The sequence below is a fragment of the Ruegeria sp. AA6 genome, assembly GCF_056542865.1.
This window is the reverse complement of sequence record NZ_JBQGAN010000006.1, coordinates 153,092-169,687: the sequence shown is the minus strand read 5'-3', so window position 1 is coordinate 169,687 and position 16,596 is coordinate 153,092. Positions and strand designations below refer to the sequence as shown.

20 protein-coding genes are annotated in these 16,596 nt (G+C 59.3%); 15 read left to right on the top strand and 5 right to left on the bottom strand.

Features of this window, described 5'->3' with window-relative positions:
- The first annotated feature begins 29 nt into the window (after positions 1-29).
- Genes aroC through cobO form a run of 4 tightly spaced genes read left to right on the top strand, consistent with a single transcriptional unit; the run spans position 30 to position 3,409 of the window.
- Positions 30-1,130: a chorismate synthase gene (gene aroC / locus ACR0LN_RS10615; protein ID WP_480429637.1), complete on the top strand. Its 1,101-nt coding sequence runs from the start codon at positions 30-32 to the stop codon at positions 1,128-1,130.
- A complete protein-coding gene (locus tag ACR0LN_RS10610; RefSeq protein ID WP_480429636.1) occupies positions 1,114-1,776 on the top strand; it encodes an HD domain-containing protein in 663 nt (220 codons plus the stop codon). The genes aroC and ACR0LN_RS10610 overlap by 17 nt, the downstream gene beginning before the upstream one ends.
- A gap of 39 nt (positions 1,777-1,815) precedes the next feature.
- A complete protein-coding gene (locus tag ACR0LN_RS10605) occupies positions 1,816-2,751 on the top strand; it encodes a DMT family transporter (RefSeq protein WP_480429634.1) in 936 nt (311 codons plus the stop codon).
- Between the two features lie 58 nt (positions 2,752-2,809).
- Positions 2,810-3,409, top strand: a complete 600-nt coding sequence (gene cobO / locus ACR0LN_RS10600; protein WP_480429632.1) for a cob(I)yrinic acid a,c-diamide adenosyltransferase — start codon at positions 2,810-2,812, stop codon at positions 3,407-3,409.
- A gap of 33 nt (positions 3,410-3,442) precedes the next feature.
- Here cobO and ACR0LN_RS10595 read toward each other — a convergent pair whose 3' ends face one another.
- From ACR0LN_RS10595 to ACR0LN_RS10575, 5 genes are all read right to left on the bottom strand, one after another.
- A complete protein-coding gene (locus tag ACR0LN_RS10595) occupies positions 3,443-3,640 on the bottom strand; it encodes a hypothetical protein (protein ID WP_480429630.1) in 198 nt (65 codons plus the stop codon).
- 202 nt (positions 3,641-3,842) lie between these two features.
- Entirely contained in the window at positions 3,843-5,411 is a 1,569-nt protein-coding gene (locus ACR0LN_RS10590) for an alkaline phosphatase D family protein (protein WP_480429629.1), read from the bottom strand.
- 134 nt (positions 5,412-5,545) lie between these two features.
- Positions 5,546-5,911 (bottom strand): hypothetical protein, encoded by a 366-nt coding sequence (locus ACR0LN_RS10585; protein WP_480429628.1) that lies wholly within the window; start codon positions 5,909-5,911, stop codon positions 5,546-5,548.
- A 109-nt stretch (positions 5,912-6,020) separates the two neighbouring features.
- The gene (locus tag ACR0LN_RS10580) at positions 6,021-6,971 is read right to left on the bottom strand and encodes an AraC family transcriptional regulator (protein WP_480429626.1); all 951 of its coding nucleotides are present in this window, start codon (positions 6,969-6,971) and stop codon (positions 6,021-6,023) included.
- 125 nt (positions 6,972-7,096) lie between these two features.
- Positions 7,097-7,963, bottom strand: a complete 867-nt coding sequence (locus ACR0LN_RS10575; RefSeq protein WP_480429625.1) for a branched-chain amino acid aminotransferase — start codon at positions 7,961-7,963, stop codon at positions 7,097-7,099.
- Between the two features lie 160 nt (positions 7,964-8,123).
- Here ACR0LN_RS10575 and ACR0LN_RS10570 point away from each other — a divergent pair, with 160 nt between their 5' ends.
- From ACR0LN_RS10570 to ACR0LN_RS10520, 11 genes are all read left to right on the top strand, one after another.
- Positions 8,124-8,636, top strand: a complete 513-nt coding sequence (locus tag ACR0LN_RS10570) for a MarR family winged helix-turn-helix transcriptional regulator (RefSeq protein WP_352991913.1) — start codon at positions 8,124-8,126, stop codon at positions 8,634-8,636.
- On the top strand, positions 8,633-9,334 hold the full coding sequence (locus ACR0LN_RS10565; RefSeq protein WP_480429623.1) for a response regulator: 702 nt from the start codon (positions 8,633-8,635) through the stop codon (positions 9,332-9,334). The genes ACR0LN_RS10570 and ACR0LN_RS10565 overlap by 4 nt, the downstream gene beginning before the upstream one ends.
- Positions 9,335-9,404: 70 nt before the next feature.
- Entirely contained in the window at positions 9,405-10,331 is a 927-nt protein-coding gene (locus tag ACR0LN_RS10560) for a histone deacetylase family protein (protein ID WP_480429622.1), read from the top strand.
- On the top strand, positions 10,328-10,570 hold the full coding sequence (locus ACR0LN_RS10555; RefSeq protein ID WP_480429621.1) for an exodeoxyribonuclease VII small subunit: 243 nt from the start codon (positions 10,328-10,330) through the stop codon (positions 10,568-10,570). Before ACR0LN_RS10560 ends, ACR0LN_RS10555 begins: the two co-directional genes overlap by 4 nt.
- A complete protein-coding gene (locus tag ACR0LN_RS10550; protein WP_480429619.1) occupies positions 10,571-11,437 on the top strand; it encodes a polyprenyl synthetase family protein in 867 nt (288 codons plus the stop codon).
- A gap of 14 nt (positions 11,438-11,451) precedes the next feature.
- On the top strand, positions 11,452-13,380 hold the full coding sequence (gene dxs / locus ACR0LN_RS10545; protein WP_480429617.1) for a 1-deoxy-D-xylulose-5-phosphate synthase: 1,929 nt from the start codon (positions 11,452-11,454) through the stop codon (positions 13,378-13,380).
- A 217-nt stretch (positions 13,381-13,597) separates the two neighbouring features.
- Positions 13,598-14,023: a hypothetical protein gene (locus tag ACR0LN_RS10540; RefSeq protein WP_480429615.1), complete on the top strand. Its 426-nt coding sequence runs from the start codon at positions 13,598-13,600 to the stop codon at positions 14,021-14,023.
- On the top strand, positions 14,020-14,685 hold the full coding sequence (locus ACR0LN_RS10535) for a MotA/TolQ/ExbB proton channel family protein (protein WP_480429614.1): 666 nt from the start codon (positions 14,020-14,022) through the stop codon (positions 14,683-14,685). The genes ACR0LN_RS10540 and ACR0LN_RS10535 overlap by 4 nt, the downstream gene beginning before the upstream one ends.
- Before the next feature lie 31 nt (positions 14,686-14,716).
- The gene (locus ACR0LN_RS10530) at positions 14,717-15,043 is read left to right on the top strand and encodes a biopolymer transporter ExbD (protein WP_480429612.1); all 327 of its coding nucleotides are present in this window, start codon (positions 14,717-14,719) and stop codon (positions 15,041-15,043) included.
- Positions 15,040-15,417, top strand: coding sequence for an ExbD/TolR family protein (locus tag ACR0LN_RS10525; RefSeq protein WP_480429611.1), 378 nt, complete (start codon positions 15,040-15,042; stop codon positions 15,415-15,417). The genes ACR0LN_RS10530 and ACR0LN_RS10525 overlap by 4 nt, the downstream gene beginning before the upstream one ends.
- Positions 15,414-16,562 carry an energy transducer TonB family protein gene (locus ACR0LN_RS10520; protein WP_480429610.1) on the top strand — a complete coding sequence of 383 codons (1,149 nt, stop codon included), beginning with the start codon at positions 15,414-15,416 and terminating at the stop codon, positions 16,560-16,562. Before ACR0LN_RS10525 ends, ACR0LN_RS10520 begins: the two co-directional genes overlap by 4 nt.
- Positions 16,563-16,596 lie beyond the last annotated feature (34 nt).

The window sequence follows — 16,596 nt, the reverse complement described above, 5'->3', positions numbered from 1 at the left end:
TAATCACGACCCGCAAAGGAGCACGCCCCATGTCGATGAACAGCTTTGGACACCTTTTCCGCGTCACCACCTGGGGTGAAAGCCACGGACCCGCATTGGGTGCCACGGTGGACGGTTGCCCTCCGGGTGTGACCATAGACGAAAGCATGATCCAGCACTGGCTGGACAAGCGCAAACCGGGGCAGAACAAGTTCACCACTCAGCGGCGTGAACCCGATCAGGTGAAAATCCTGTCCGGCGTGTTCGAGGGCCAGACCACCGGCACGCCCGTGCAGTTGATGATCGAGAACACCGACCAACGCTCGAAAGACTACGGCGATATCATGGACAAGTTCCGTCCGGGTCACGCCGACATTACCTATTGGCAGAAATACGGTATTCGCGACTATCGCGGGGGCGGGCGCAGCTCGGCCCGTGAAACCGCGTCGCGTGTCGCCGCCGGAGGGCTGGCGCGCGAGGCGATCAAACAGATCGCGCCGAATGTGCAGATCACCGGCTATATGACTCAGATCGGTCCGCATAAGATCGACCGCGCCAATTTTGACTGGTCGCAGATCGAAAAGAACCCGTTCTGGACGCCAGATGCCCAAGCCGCCGAGGACTGGGCCACCTATCTGGACGACCTGCGCAAGTCCGGCAACTCGGTCGGCGCGGTTGTCGAAGTTGTGGCCCGCGGCGTTCCCGCCGGGATCGGCGCGCCGATTTACGCCAAGTTAGACACTGATCTGGCTGCTGCGATGATGTCGATCAACGCTGTGAAGGGCGTTGAGATCGGTGAAGGCATGGCCGCCGCCGAGTTGACTGGTGAGGCCAACGCGGATGAGATCTTCATGGGGCAGAATGGCCCGCAATACAGCTCGAACCACGCGGGTGGGATTCTGGGGGGCATCTCTACTGGTCAGGACGTTGTCGTGCGCTTTGCGGTCAAGCCGACCTCGTCGATCCTGACCACCCGTAAGACCATCACCAAGTCGGGCGAGGAAACCGAGATCATCACCAAAGGTCGCCATGATCCCTGCGTCGGCATCCGCGCCGTGCCGGTGGGAGAGGCGATGATGGCCTGCGTAATCCTCGACCACCTGCTACTGCACCGTGGCCAAATCGGAGAGAACCGTGGACGGATCGGCTGACCTGCGCTCCCGCCTGCGCGCGGTGGTCGCGCAGCGGATGGAAACCGATCCGGCACATGATCTGGCCCATCTGGATCGGGTCTGGGTGAACGCTCAGGCCATTGCAGATGACCAAACCGATATGCCCGTGCTGCTGGCCGCCAGTTACCTTCATGATCTGGTGAACCTGTCCAAGGACGACCCCGAACGGCATCTGGCCTCACGCCGGTCTGCCGAAAAATCAGAGCCTATTCTGTGCAAACTCGGTTATTCCCCGGATCAGATTCGTGCGATTCAGCATGCGATTGAGGCGCACAGTTTCTCGGCCAATATTGCGCCGGAAACACCCGAAGCTTGTATCCTGCGCGACGCGGATCGTCTGGATGCGCTGGGTGCGATTGGGATCGCGAGGAACTTCTCGGTCTCGGGTGCTCTGGGGCGGGCGTTATATGACCCGGCAGACCCGTTTGCCGCGGATCGGCCGCTGGACGATTTGACCTATTCGCTTGACCACTGGAAAGTGAAACTTCTGTCCTTGCCCTCCGACATGCTAACCGAACGCGGCAGCGCCGTCGCTCGGATACGTGTGCAGCGTATGATCCGTTTCCTCGAAGAATTCTCGGATGAGATCGGCAGCACACTGCCCGCCGAATGGACCGCTGACTGACCGTTGATCTTTCCCTACTAAAGGCGCAGGGTCGCGCGCATGGCGAAATCGTTAACATCGCATCGACCAATTCTGGCCGTCGCTCTGAAGCTGAGCGCGGTGTTCCTGTTCACCGCCATGTCTGCCCTGGTCAAAGCCCTGTCGGACACGTTCCCGCCGGGTGAGATGGTTTTCTTCCGCTCGTTCTTTGCCATTCCGGTGATCATCATCTGGTTGATCTCACGCGGAGAATTGGCGCAGGGCTTTGTGGTGCGAAAACCCATGGGCCATTTCTGGCGCGGTGTTCTGGGGACGACTGCAATGGGCCTGACTTTCACCGGGCTTGGCCTGATCCCCTTGCCCGAAGCCACAGCGATTGGCTATGCAACCCCGATCTTTACCCTGATTCTGGCGGCCCTCATGCTGGGCGAGCGCATCCGAACAGTCCGAATCGCCGCCGTGGCCATTGGCCTATTGGGGGTTCTGATCATGATCTGGCCCCGCCTGGGCGGTAACAATATGGAAACCGCCGCAACCATCGGCGCACTTTGCATTCTGGGTGCCACCGTCGCCCGCGCCTTCGTTCAGATCCACATCCGGCAGTTGGTGCAGGTGGATCATCCAGCCGCCATCGTGTTCTATTTCTCGATGACGGCAAGCATCCTGTCCGGGCTGACCATCTTCTGGGGTTGGGTCGTTCCCACATGGGAGCAAGCGGCGCTGTTGATTCTAGCTGGCCTGATCGGAGGGGTGGCGCAGATTCTGGTGACTTCGTCTTATCGTTTTGGGCAGGCTTCGATGCTGGCGCCTTACGACTATACCTCGATGTTGTTTGCCATCGTCATTGGCTATGTTTGGTTCAGTGAATTGCCGACGCTGGTGATGCTGGCCGGAGCGGCGCTGGTAATCGCGGGCAATATCGTTGTGATCTGGCGCGAACATCAACTGGGGCTGGAGCGCGGCAAGGCCCGCTCTGTCACCGATCCCAAAGCCTGACCTTTACCTTTGCCGAACTTCCCCTAGGGTGTGCCCGACACAAGATTGAGGGTTTCCCATGAGCGACGCGCAGGATCACAAGGAAAAGATGCAGAAGGTGCAGGCAAAGCACCGCAAAAAGGTATCCGAGGCGGTCGATCCCGGGCGTGGGCTGGTGCTGATCAACACGGGCAAGGGCAAGGGTAAGTCTTCCGCCGCGTTTGGGGTGGTCATTCGCGCCCTGGGCTGGGGTCAGAAGGTTGCCGTGGTGCAGTTCATCAAGGGCAAATGGAAGACGGGTGAGCGTCGATTCTTTGAAGAACGCGATCTGGTCACCTGGCATACGATGGGCGAGGGCTTTACCTGGGACACGCAGGATCGCGAGCGGGACATCGCTGCCGCCAATGCCGCATTTGACAAGGCCCGCGCGTTGATGGCCAGCGGTGAGTACGATTTGGTGGTTCTGGATGAGATCAACATAGCGTTGCGTTATGAATACCTGTCGGTCGATCAGGTGATCGACGGTCTGAATGAGCGATCCGACAAGACCAGCGTATTCCTGACCGGTCGTGATGCGCCGCAAGCGCTACGCGACTATGCCGATCTGGTGACCGAGATGACCGAGGAAAAACACCCGTTCCAAGCCGGGATCAAAGCCCAGCGCGGCGTGGATTTTTGATAGCAGAGTTTAAACAGCCCCGCTATGGGGCTGTTACCCCTGCTGGCTTTCGTTGAGAAATCGAACAGACCCGCGCCGGATGGCGGCGCTGTTGGGTAATTTAATCTCGGGTTCGCCCTGCGGAGCGGTTTTGGTCTTGTCGACATAGGCGCAAAAATCATCGTCGCAGCAACATCCGCAAGCGGTGGCCGCCTCATGCCGTGCCATGATTTCATCCAGTCGATCGTTCATTCGCAACTCTTACCCAACGTTTCGTTTCCGAGGCGGCGGCGGGTTCTCACCAAGGTACGCGCTAAACCCGCAAACCGCCTCGAAACCATGTGCTTGATGGAATTCCATCTGGCGTTGCGTTTTATCTGATTATTTTAGTCGGGAAATTCAAGTCAAAAAAGCGCCGCGCAATAACCCGCGCGGCGCCAATCAAAAATTTCGATCAAATCCCGCGCTCTTGAGGGTCAAGCGTGACGGACCACAGTTCGGTATCCGCGCGATCCATTAAGCGCACCGTCATCTGCTGCGTCGCGCCATCGATATCCACGAGGCCGAAGAATTGCAGCCCTTCGCTGGGCGGCAGGTTCACACCCTGTCCCTCGGCGGGGGCTTTGACGAACTTCACCTCGGGGCCGAATGTACCATCCAGCGCGTTCGGGCCAAACGTGCCTGCATGCAGCGGGCCGGACACGAATTCCCAGAAAGGTTCAAAATCCTGAAATTGCGCTTTGTTAGGGTCGTAAAAATGCGCGGCGGTATAGTGGACATCTGCCGTGAACCAGACCGTATTGGTGATCCCCGCAGTTTTGATAAAGCGCAACAGGTCCGCGATCTCAAGTTCGCGACCCTTGGCCGGGCCGCTGTCTCCGTTCGAGATCGCCTCGGCACCTGCCTGTTCTTTCCAGTTATCCCATACGATCAGGCCGATCGGCATGTCAGAGGCGATCACTTTCCAAGTGGCCTGCGACCCGGACAGTTCCTGTTTCAACCAAGCCAGTTGCTCAGCCCCCAGAATGCGGGACTGATCGGTGATCTCATCCTCCATCGACGGCCCATTCGGCCCGCGATAGCTGCGCAAGTCTAGGAAGAACACGTCCAGCATCGGACCGTAGGAGATTTTGCGATAGACGCGCCCCGGTTCGGCGGGCGTGATCCGCAGCGGTGTCATCTCATGGAACGCCCGCCCGGCGCGCGATTGCAACACATGCACGGATTTCTCGGTATAGCGGTCGTCCGAGATCAAATCCTTTGCGTCCGACCAATTATTCACAACCTCGTGGTCATCCCACTGGAAAAAGGTCGGGCAGACTGCGTTCATCGCGCGCACATGCGCGTCCATCATGTTGTATTTCCACTGGGCGCGGAATTCGTCCAGCGTTTCGGCCACCTTGCGTTTTTCGTCGATCAGGGTGGTGTTCTTCCAGATCAGTTGGCCGTCATTTTCGACCTCATCCTGCATCGGGCCATCGGCATAGATCGTATCGCCGGAATGGATGAAGAAATCCGGCCGGTGCTGGGCCATGGTCGCGTAGGTGCGCATGCCGTCATCATCAATACCCCAGCCCTGACCAGCCGTGTCGCCGGACCAGGCAAAGCGAATATCCCGGCGCGACGTTGGGGCAGTGCGGAATTGTCCAATAATAGGCTCTGAAACGACATTAATATCGCTCAGATCGGCGGCCACGAAACGGTAGAAGATGTCTTGGTCCGAGGGCAGCCCTTCAACCAGACGCTTCACCGCAAAGTCGCTGTTTGGGATTGCATCCATCGGTGTCAGTTGGCGGGCGTCAGTAAAGCTTTCGGTGGTCGACACTTCCATCAGAATGCGTGCCGGTCGGTCTGTGCGGGTCCAGATCATCCCCGAGGTCGTATCCACGTCTCCCGACTGCACGCCGTGTGTAAAGACTGGGCGCGAGGACGCGCGGCTGATGGCGGGCATCGAAAGCGATGCGGCAAAGGCGGTGCTGCCAGCCAGAAAGGCACGGCGGTTGGGGCGAAGGATTCGGGTCATCTGGGCTCTCCTGTCTGGTGGTCCATGACGACCACGCGATTGGTGAGCGGCAGTGAGCCGCCTGTTTGTAAAACAAGCGGCTCAGATTCTTGAAAGTATCACGATGATATTGTGACACCTTGTCGATAAAACTCTCAGACCGTCACGCCCTCTTCTGGCGCGCTGAGCGAGATGACGGCGACCACCGCCGCGCCGTTCAGCCAGTAGTATATCGCATCTAGGCCCGAGAACCCAAACAGGCTGGGCGCGGCCAGAAACACCACGCCGACCAACAGATCAACGGCCAGATGGAACTTATAAGGCAGAACCCGCCACAGTCCTAAATGGTGATCCGTCAGGACGGTCAGCGCGAAAGCAGCTGCTCCGGTCGCTACCGACAGCCACAGGGCTATCGGGTTGGATTGGCCCAGACCCAGAACAAACGGCAGCCCCATCAGTGCGAAGGCGACCGGGTAATCCAGATACGCGTGAACAGAACGGGTAACGAAACGAAGCGACATGGAGATTTCCTTTCCTTGCTTGGTATGAACTCAAGCTAGGTCAGGTGTCTTGAACGCAGAATTCCGCATCGTTCGTGATCTTTTGCAGATCGTTCAGATTTGAGGTGAATCAGTGCATAGATCTATACGCCGCAGGGGAAAGCCCAATCTGTTTTCTGAACGCGCGGGAAAACGCAGCCTCGGAGGCGTAGCCAACCTCGGCTGCGGCGTCCGCGACGTTCCAGCGGTTCTCGGTCAACCCGTGACAGGCGATCTGCATCCGCCAGTCGGTCAGATATTGCATGGGGGTGGTGCTCATTTTCTCAGCAAAAAGCTGTGCGAAGGCGGTGCGCGACATCCCAGCCTCACGCGCCAGCAATTCGACGCTCCAGTCCTGTGCAGGGGCTTGGTGAAAGGCGGTCAGTGCGCGGGAAATGCGGGGATCGGCGAACCCGGCCAATGCGGTATCGCTGTGGCTTTGATGTTCCAGATGGGCGCGGATGGCCTGCGCAAAAAGCACTTCGGACAGTTTCAACGCGATCAAGTCGCCTCCGATCCGAGCGCCGCTGATTTCAGAACCGATCATGCGCAGTGTGGCCTCAATCCAGGCCCCGGCTTCTTCTCCGTAGTTTTCGATCAGGATGTAGGGAGGCAGTCGGTCAATCAGCATATGCCCGCTCCCTTGCCGTCCCGGAGGGCCGGTGAACGAGAAATGACCACAGATCAGCTGCGTGTCGCGGCTTTTGTCCTCGCCGCCATAGATCAGCACCCCATCGCCTTGATACCCAGCTTCGTCCAGCACTTGCTCAAGCGGTAAGGCGTCCAACGGTTTGACCTCATTACACAGCAGCGCATGGGCCGCGCCATGTGGGATCAGGATCAGGTCGCCCTGCTTCAGACGCAGCGTTTCGCCCGTGTTAGAGACACAAACCTTTAGTTCTCCACGCTGAACGAAGTGGAACCGGGCCACGTTCTGATAGGCGGGCACCTGAATTCCAAAAGGTGGCGTGAAGGAGGTGCGGAAATAAAACGTCCCGCGCAGGGACAGGCGGGTGAGGATATCGCTGAGTAGGTCCAACATGGGGTTAACCTAACCCCGGCTGCCCATTCGTCCAGCCACCCGGACGATCTGCACAAAGTCTTGAACGATGAGCAAAGAAAAACCCCCGCTTTTGGCGGGGGCTCGGAATTCGCGGCTTGCGCAGATCAGGCGCGGACCAATGCCTCATACTCGGCGGCGATCTCGCGGGTCAGGTCTCCGACCTCGAAAGTGTAGTCACCGATCTGACCAACCGGAGTGACCTCGGCCGCGGTACCTGTCAGCCAGCATTGTTCGAAATCGGCCATTTCTTCGGGTTTGATGCGGCGTTCGTGGACAGTGATACCCTTGTCTTTCAGCATCTGGATCACGGTCTGACGGGTGATGCCGTTCAGGAAGCAATCGGCCAGCGGGGTATGCACCTCACCATCCTTGACGAAGAAGACATTTGCGCCGGTGGCTTCGGCTACATAACCGCGCCAATCCATGAACAGCGCGTCCGAGCAGCCCTTGGCCTCGGCCTTATGCTTTGAGATGGTGCAGATCATGTACAGACCCGCCGCCTTGGCATGAACCGGGATGGTTTCCGGGCTAGGGCGTTTCCATTCCGCGATGTCCAGCTTGGCACCCTGCATCTTGGCGTCACCGTAATAGGCGCCCCAGGGCCAGACCGCGACGGCCATCCGCACCGGGTTCTTGGCCGACGCCACGCCCATGTCTTCGCCGGAACCGCGCCAGACCAGCGCACGCACATAGGCGTCCTGCAGGCCACTGGCTTTGAGCGCCTCTTCTTTGGCCGCTTCGATTTCATCCACCGAATAGGGCATCGGCATGTCCAGCGCCTCGGCCGAGGCGATCAGACGTTCGGAATGTTCGCGGCTTTTGAAGATCTTGCCGTTATACGCGCGTTCGCCCTCAAAAACCGAGGACGCATAGTGCATCGCATGGGTCAGGATATGCACATTGGCGTCGCGCCACGGGACCAGTTTGCCATCCAACCAGATGGTGCCATCACGATCATCATACCCCGCCATGCGAAACCTCCAGCATTGGGTTGAATTTTCTGATTGTTGCGCCATTTAAGTCCGATGCGGACATAAAGTTGCGCAGAAACTGCGGTTCGATACCTGTCCACTCTTGGAATGTCAATAACGCTGACATAAAGTCGGTCCTGAGTAACGAATGAGGCATACTATGTCGGATACGCGTCCCGCCCAAGTCTTTGGCGGCGAAAGCCTTTTGTTTCTGACCGACGAACAGCTTCGGCAGGGGATCGAAGCGATGTTTTTCGCCTATCGCGGTTTCACAGCTGATCCCGATCGCATTCTGGCGCAGTTGGCTTATGGCCGGGCACACCACCGGGCGGTGCATTTCATCAACCGGGCTCCGGGGACGACGGTGAACAATCTTTTGGCGATCCTCGGGGTAACGAAACAGTCTTTGAACCGGGTGCTACGGACGCTGATCGAGGATGGGTTGGTCGAAAGCCGCGTCGGCACTGTCGATAAACGCGAACGGCATCTGTTTCTAACTGAAAAAGGCAAGGCGCTTGAGGCGAAATTGTCTGAGGCCCAACGCGTAAGGATGCGTGCTGCCTATAAAGATGCAGGTCCCGAAGCGGTGTCGGGATTTCGTAAAGTGCTTGAAGCGATGATGGATGCTGATATGCGTCATGCTTACACGAAACTGCGGGATACAACCTCATGAGCGATATGGACGCACATCTGCTGATCGTTGACGACGATGAGCGTATTCGTGATCTGCTCAAGAAGTTCCTGATGCGGAGCGGGTTTCTGGTCACAGCGGCCCGAGATGCGGCCCACGCACGGCGGGTGTTGTCGGGTCTGGATTTCGACATGATCGTGCTGGACGTTATGATGCCGGGCGAAGATGGTGTGAGCCTGACCAGAACGCTGCGCGAAACCCATACGACTCCGATCTTGCTGCTTACTGCACGTGGTGAGACCGAGCATCGGATTGCAGGGCTTGAGGCTGGGGCGGACGATTACCTCGCCAAGCCGTTCGAGCCGAAAGAGTTGTTGCTGCGGATCAACGCAATCTTGCGACGAATGCCGGAAACCCCAGCGCTGGATACGGCGACCAAAATTTTGAACCTCGGGCCGATCAGGTATGACGTGGAACGCGGTGAGATGTGGCAGGGCGAGGACCCTGTGCGCCTGACCGCAACCGAGAGCCAGTTGATGAAAATCTTCTCGGCCCAACCGGGAGAACCGATCAGCCGGGCCAAGCTGGTTGAAGATCTGGGTCGCGACAAGGGTCAGGCGCAGGAACGTGCGGTGGACGTGCAGATCACGCGTTTGCGTCGTAAGATTGAACAGGATCCGAAGCAGCCCCGGTACCTTCAGACCGTGCGGGGGGCCGGGTATATGCTGGCGCCGGATTGAATTTAGCCGCTGCGCGGCGGTTTTGTGCCTTCGGCGAAGGTATTTTTAGCCAGATGAACAGGGGATCGTAATGAAGACTGCCCTTTTGACTCATGCAGATTGTTTGGGCCATGTGACACCGGATGGGCATCCCGAGCGGGTGGCGCGGCTGGAGCATATTCTGCATGCACTGGAGGGGCTGGATTTAAAACGGGTGACGGCCCCTTTGGCGGCGGATGATGATCTGTTGCGGGTGCATCCCGAAGGCTACATCCGGGACATTCGTCAGACGCGCCCGATGGAGGGTTTCGCGCAGATTGACGGGGATACGTTTATGTCACCTGGCTCGGTTGATGCGGCCTATCGCGCGGCGGGGGCCGTGGTGCGGGCGGTGGATATGGTGCTGGGCGGTGAGGCTGGAAACGCGTTTTGTGCCATTCGACCCCCGGGACATCATGCGGAAACAGAAACTGCGATGGGATTTTGCCTGTTCGGCAATGCGGCGCTGGCAGCGAAGCATGCACTGGATCATCATGGTTTGAACCGCGTTGCGGTGGTTGATTTCGATGTCCACCACGGAAACGGCACGCAGGATTTGCTGTGGGATGAAAAACGCGCGCTGGTAATCACCAGTCAGCAGATGCCTCTGTGGCCCGGATCGGGGCGGCCGGATGAGACCGGGGCCTATGAGACGGTCCTGAATATCCCGCTGTCGCCTGGAACCGGTGGGGCCGAGATGCGCGCGGCTTATGAATCTCAAGCCTTTCCGCGCCTGCGCGCCTTCAAACCGGAGTTGATCATCATATCGGCCGGGTTTGATGCGCATCAGGACGATCCGCTGGCCAATCTGAACTGGTCTACCAGCGATTTCGCGTGGATCACCGCCGAGTTGTGCAAGATTGCCGATGAGCTGTGTGAAGGACGTATCGTCTCGACTCTGGAAGGCGGGTATGATCTGAACGCACTGGCCGAGGCCACCCGCGCCCATGTGGAAGAATTGATGAAGGCAGCCCGATGAGTGATACCCCCGTTGATCAGATGACATTTGAACAGGCGATGAAAGAGCTTGAGGCCGTGGTCGGCCAGTTGGAGCGCGGCGACGTGGCGCTGGATCAATCCATCGCGCTATACGAACGCGGGGCTGCACTTAAAAAACGCTGCGAGGATGAGTTGAAGCGGGCCGAGGAAAAGGTGGCCGCGATCACTCTGGACGCCAATGGTCAGCCGACCGGGACGACACCTGTCGAAGGTCAGTAAATGTTTCGCGAAAAGCTAGCGCAGGATGCGGCGCGGATTCAGGATCAGTTCGATCTGGTTCTGGGCGCGCTGGACGATCTGGATGTGACCCGGGCAATGACCTATGCCACCGAGGGCGGTAAACGGCTGCGTGGGTTTCTGGTGCTGGAGAGCGCTCGCCTGCATGGTGTGGACGCGGGACGCGCGATTTGGCCTGCGGTGGGGATCGAAGCGCTGCACGCCTATTCTCTGGTACATGACGATCTGCCCTGCATGGATGACGATGACCTGCGGCGCGGGCGTCCGACCGTACATGTGAAATGGGATCAGGGCACCGCCGTTCTGGCCGGGGATGCTTTGCAAACGCTGGCTTTTGAGCTTTGCGCCCGGCCTGAGGTCGGCAATGCCGAGGTCCGCGCAGAGCTGGCCCTGACACTGGCCCAAGCGAGCGGCGCGAAAGGCATGGTGCTGGGGCAGGCATTGGATATCGCGGCAGAAACGGCGAAGACGCCTCTGACTTTGGAAGAAATCACCCAGTTGCAGGCGGGCAAAACCGGGGCTCTGATCGAATGGTCCGCCTGTGCGGGGGCTCGGTTGGCGCAGGCCGACCCGGACCCCTTGCGCCAATATGCCCAAGCCCTTGGACTTGCTTTTCAGATCGCAGATGACATCCTTGACGTAGAAGGCGATGCCGAAAAAGCCGGAAAACGTCTGCAAAAAGATGCGGATGCGGGCAAGGCCACCTTTGTGTCGCTGTTGGGTCTTGGTGCGGCCAAAACCCGCGCGGCAGAGCTTGTGGATGAGGCCTGCGCCGCGCTGGATGGGTATGGCGCATCGGCTGAAACCTTGAAGGACGCCGCCCGCTTCGTTATTGCCCGGGACAGCTAAGCCAGGAACGCCAAATGTCTGACCGCCCAAATACGCCTCTGCTGGATCTTGTGAGCCGCCCTGCGGACCTCAAGCAGTTTTCGGACGCGCAGTTGGTCCAAGTGGCGCAGGAATTGCGGGCCGAGACGATCTCGGCTGTGTCTGTCACCGGCGGGCATTTGGGCGCGGGTCTGGGCGTGGTCGAGCTGACCACCGCGTTGCATGCCGTATTCGATACGCCGCGCGACAAGATCATCTGGGATGTCGGCCATCAGTGCTATCCGCATAAAATTCTGACTGAACGGCGCGACCGTATTCGGACCCTTCGGATGAAGGACGGCCTGAGCGGGTTCACCAAACGCAGTGAAAGCCCCTATGACCCGTTCGGCGCGGCGCATTCCAGCACTTCGATCAGCGCTGCGCTGGGCTTTGCCGTGGCCCGCGATCTGGGCGGTGTCACGCCCGAAGGGCTGGGTGATGCAATTGCGGTGATCGGCGATGGCTCTATGTCTGCGGGCATGGCCTTTGAGGCAATGAATAACGCGGGCCATCTGAAGAAACGCCTGATTGTGATCCTCAATGACAATGAGATGAGTATCGCACCACCGGTCGGTGCGCTGTCTAGCTATCTGTCACGGATTTACACCGAAGCTCCGTTCCACGATCTGAAAGCGGCCGCCAAAGGTGCGGTTTCTCTGTTGCCCGAGCCGTTCCGCGAAGGCGCGAAGCGCGCCAAAGAAATGCTGAAAGGCATGGCTATCGGCGGCACGCTGTTCGAAGAGCTGGGCTTTTCCTATATCGGCCCTCTGGACGGCCACGATATGGATCAGTTGCTGCCGGTGCTGCGCACGGTCAAGGCCCGCGCGACCGGTCCGATCCTGATCCATGTGCTGACCAAAAAAGGCAAGGGCTATGCCCCCGCCGAGCAGGCTCGCGACAAGGGCCACGCCACTGCGAAGTTCGATGTAGTGACGGGTGAGCAGAAAAAGGCACCGTCCAACGCGCCGTCCTACACCTCGGTTTTTGGCAGTACGCTGGTGGATGAGGCCGGACGGGATGACAAGATTGTTGCTGTCACCGCCGCCATGCCGGACGGCACCGGGTTGAACCTGTTTGCGGAACGCTACCCGTCGCGCTGTTTCGACGTGGCAATTGCGGAACAGCACGGCGTGACCTTCGCGGCAGCACTGGCAGCTGGAGGAATGAAGCCCTTCTGCGCGATGTATTCCACCTTTTTGCAGCGCGGTTACGATCAGGTGGTGCATGATGTGGCCATTCAGCGCCTGCCGGTGCGCTTTGCCATCGACCGCGCGGGGCTGGTGGGCGCGGATGGCGCGACCCATGCAGGGTCTTTCGACATCGCTTACCTGTCCAACCTGCCCGGCATGACCGTTATGGCCGCCGCAGATGAGGCTGAACTGATGCACATGGTCGCCACTGCCGCCGCCCACAACGAAGGCCCCATCGCCTTCCGTTATCCGCGTGGCGAAGGCGTGGGTGTCGATCTGCCCGAACGCGGCGAAGTCTTGGAAATCGGCAAGGGCCGCATCATCCAAAAAGGCGCACGGGTGGCGTTGCTGTCCTTCGGTACCCGTTTGGCTGAGGTTCAAAAGGCCGCCGAAGCCCTTTCGGCCCGTGGAATTACACCGACAATCGCCGATGCCCGCTTTGCCAAACCGCTGGATCGCGATCTGATCCTTGATCTGGCGGCCAACCACGAGGCCCTGATCACTATCGAAGAAGGTGCTGTTGGCGGCTTCGGCAGTCACGTCGCCCATCTTTTGGCGGATGAGGGCGTGTTCGATCACGGACTGAAATACCGTTCGATGGTGCTGCCGGATATCTTCATTGATCAGGCCAGCCCTGCAGATATGTATGCCATCGCAGGCATGAACGCCGAACATATCGAAGCCAAGGTTCTGTCGGTTCTGGGTGTCACCACCATCGGTGAAAAACGCGCCTAGTGCATTGATTGGAAAAGCGGGCACGCTGCGCATTGTTGACCAGGGTCCATCATGGTTGGACTGTGTCTCCGCTACATGTCGCCGACAGAATTGATCGGGCTGAAAATCGCCTTTTATCACAATGATGTCGGCGACCCTTTCGCGCCCCAACAGTCTTGGATAAGACAGGATAACGCCGCCAGATCCCGGCCTGCGTTGAACAATCGGGAGCGCATTCATGAAGTTTCACCGTTCGGTTCTTGCTGCAATCATCTGCGCGCTGCCTGTATTGGGTCACGCCGAAAGCGAGGCTAAGCCCGGCCTGACGGTCGAGTTGAATGCGGTTCAGGATGTCGAAGGTGCCTGCCGGCTGACCTTTCTGATTGAAAACGAAACCGAAACGTCGATTGACGCCGCCAGCTATCAAGTAGTGATTTTCGATGCGTCGGGCGTTTTTGAGCGTCTGACACTTTTCGGGTTTCGGGAATTGCCCGCCGGGCGACCAAGGGTGCGCCAATTCGATGTCAGGGACATCGCCTGTGAAAACCTCGGGCGTGTTCTCATCAATGGCGTAAGCAGCTGTATTGTCGATGGCGCGGAAAGCAATATATGCGATCAGACGCCGACCCTGCGCAGCCGAACAGAAGTGGAGCTTTTGGGATGAGTTTTCTTGATGCCCTCCGTGAAATCCTTGCCCTTGGCGGGCCGGTTGTGGCCATCCTGATTGCCATGTCCGTGATGACGCTGGCAGTGACACTGTACAAGCTTTGGCAGTTTGCGGCTTCGGGTGTCGGGCGGCACCGGGTGCTGTCTCAGGCGTTGGAGGCCTGGGACGCAGGCAACAAACAAGAGGCTCGCGCCCGGCTGGCAAAAAGCCAAAGCTATCTTGCGCCACTGGTCGGGGTGGCAATGGATGCGCCGGATGCGCCCGGTCTGGATCAGCGTTTGGACGCCGAGGCCGGGTTGGCGCTGGCCGGTCTCGAACGCGGCTTTCGACTTTTGGACACGGTGGCGCAACTGGCGCCCTTGTTGGGTCTGTTCGGCACGGTTTTGGGCATGATCGAAGCGTTCCGCAGCCTGCAATCCGCCGGGTCTTCGGTTGATCCGTCGCTGCTGGCAGGCGGTATTTGGGTCGCGTTGGTGACAACGGCAGTGGGTCTTGCGGTGGCGATGCCGACCTCGATGGTACTCTCGTGGTTCGAAAGCCGCACGGCACGGGAACGGGTTTTCGCGGATAAGGCGCTGCGTACGGTTCTGGTGCCGGGGCAGGCGATCCCGCTGGCTGAAGACGCGCAAACCATGGCGGCCACGCCCGGACATGCGTAACCGGGCACCCTTTGTCAGGCGGCCACTGGCGATGACACCGCTCATCGACGTGATCTTTCTGCTGTTATTGTTTTTCATGCTGACCTCGACCTTTTCGAAATATGGAGAGATCGAGCTGAGCAACGCCACGGCCGGAGGTGCGCCCTCGGGCGCATCGCAGGATCGTGCCTTTGTTCAGTTGGGGGCCGACCGGCTGGTTCTGAACGGCGCGCCGGTTACGTTGGAGGAACTGGCAGAGCAGGTGACAACAGGGCAGGTTCTGGTCACCCTTGATGTTGATACGACAGCGCAGCGGTTGGTGGATCTGCTGGTGCTGCTGCGTGGGCGCGAGAGTCTTAGCGTGCTGGTGCTGGAATGATCCGCGGCTTCCGCCCTCGCCGCAAACGCGACTCGACCATTGCATTGATCAATGTCGTGTTCCTGATGCTGATCTTCTTTCTGATCGCGGGCACGGTGGCCACGCCGCTGGACCCTGATCTGAGTCTGGTCAACACATCCGAACTGGACGGGCGCGAACCGCCCGACGCCTTGGTGCTGCATAAGGACGGAACGCTCAGCTTTCGTGGGGTGCCGGTGGACCCTGATGCCTACATGGCCGGACGTGATCCCGGGCCAGTACGTATCGTACCCGATCGCGAAGTACCGGGCGCGCGGTTGATCGAAGTGACCGGACAGTTGCGCCGTTTGGGCGCGCGGTCTGTGTTTGTTGTGACCGAAAAGGCGCTGGAATGATCCGGGGCTCGGTCGTCATCGCGGCAATGGCAGTGCTGCTTTCGCTGCTGTTGCACCTGATGGGGTTAACCTTGACCGCGCCGCGACTGGCGGAACAGCCCAGCCAGACCGGTACGGCCGACTCGGTCGAGCTGAGCAACAGTTTCGAAGATCTGGTTGAAGCCGTTGCCGAGCCGGTCGAACCCGAACCCGAGGAAGCACCGGAACCGCCGGTCGAGGAGCCACTCGAGCCTGCGCCTGAACCGGCTGAAATTCCCACCAGCGAGGTTCATGTGGCCTCGGACGATCCCAAGCGGACTTTCGCGCCTGATACCGGGACATCCGAGGTCCTGCAGCCGGTTGCGCCCGAGCCAGTGGAAACCGAAGCGCCCGAAACCGAAGATTCTACTGATGGCGAAGCGAATGCCAGCGACGAGGTGGATGAAACCCCGCCCACTGAGGCGGCCGAGGTTGTTGAAGCACCCGAAGGCAATCCTGATGCGTCTGAACCGGCCGAGGAAATCCCTGCCGCACCCGAGCCGACCGAAACCCAAGAGCTTGCCGCGTTACCCGAAGAGACGGTGGAGTCTGTCGTCCCAGTTGTTCCAACCGAAAGCGATTTGGTTGAGGCTGACATCCCCGCCGAAAGTGAACCGGTTCAGGAAAATGAAGACAGCAGTGAGGGGACTGAACTGGCTGTAGCCTCTTCGATCCGACCGCAACTACCGGACCGGAGCTCAACGCCTGAACCTCAAGGTATTCTGAACGGAGCACGGGATTTCAGTGCCCTAGAGTTCCCAACCCGCGAGATCGAGTCGCCCCTCACCACTTATAGACGCAGGGGTGTTGATGCCTTTACCTCGGGCGAGAGTGGCGCGCGTTCGGGCGGGCGAAATCCCGGAAACTCGGACCGGACAAACTATGCCGGGCGGGTGCTTGTCCATCTGAACCGCGCGCCGATCGTCTACACGGCGGCGCGGGGGTTCGCGAAGGTGTTCTTTGAAATCAATCCGGATGGTTCGCTGGCATGGGTTGATGTGGTGGACAGCAATGGCACCCCCGATGTTGAACGTGCCGCAAAGGCGCAGGTCCGGGCAGCCGACCCCTTTCCCAAACCGCCCGGAGGTGTCAGTCGCAAGCTGTCATTTGTCTATTCCAGCAACTGACCGGATCTGACGGGCATCTGTCCCGAAAATGGGG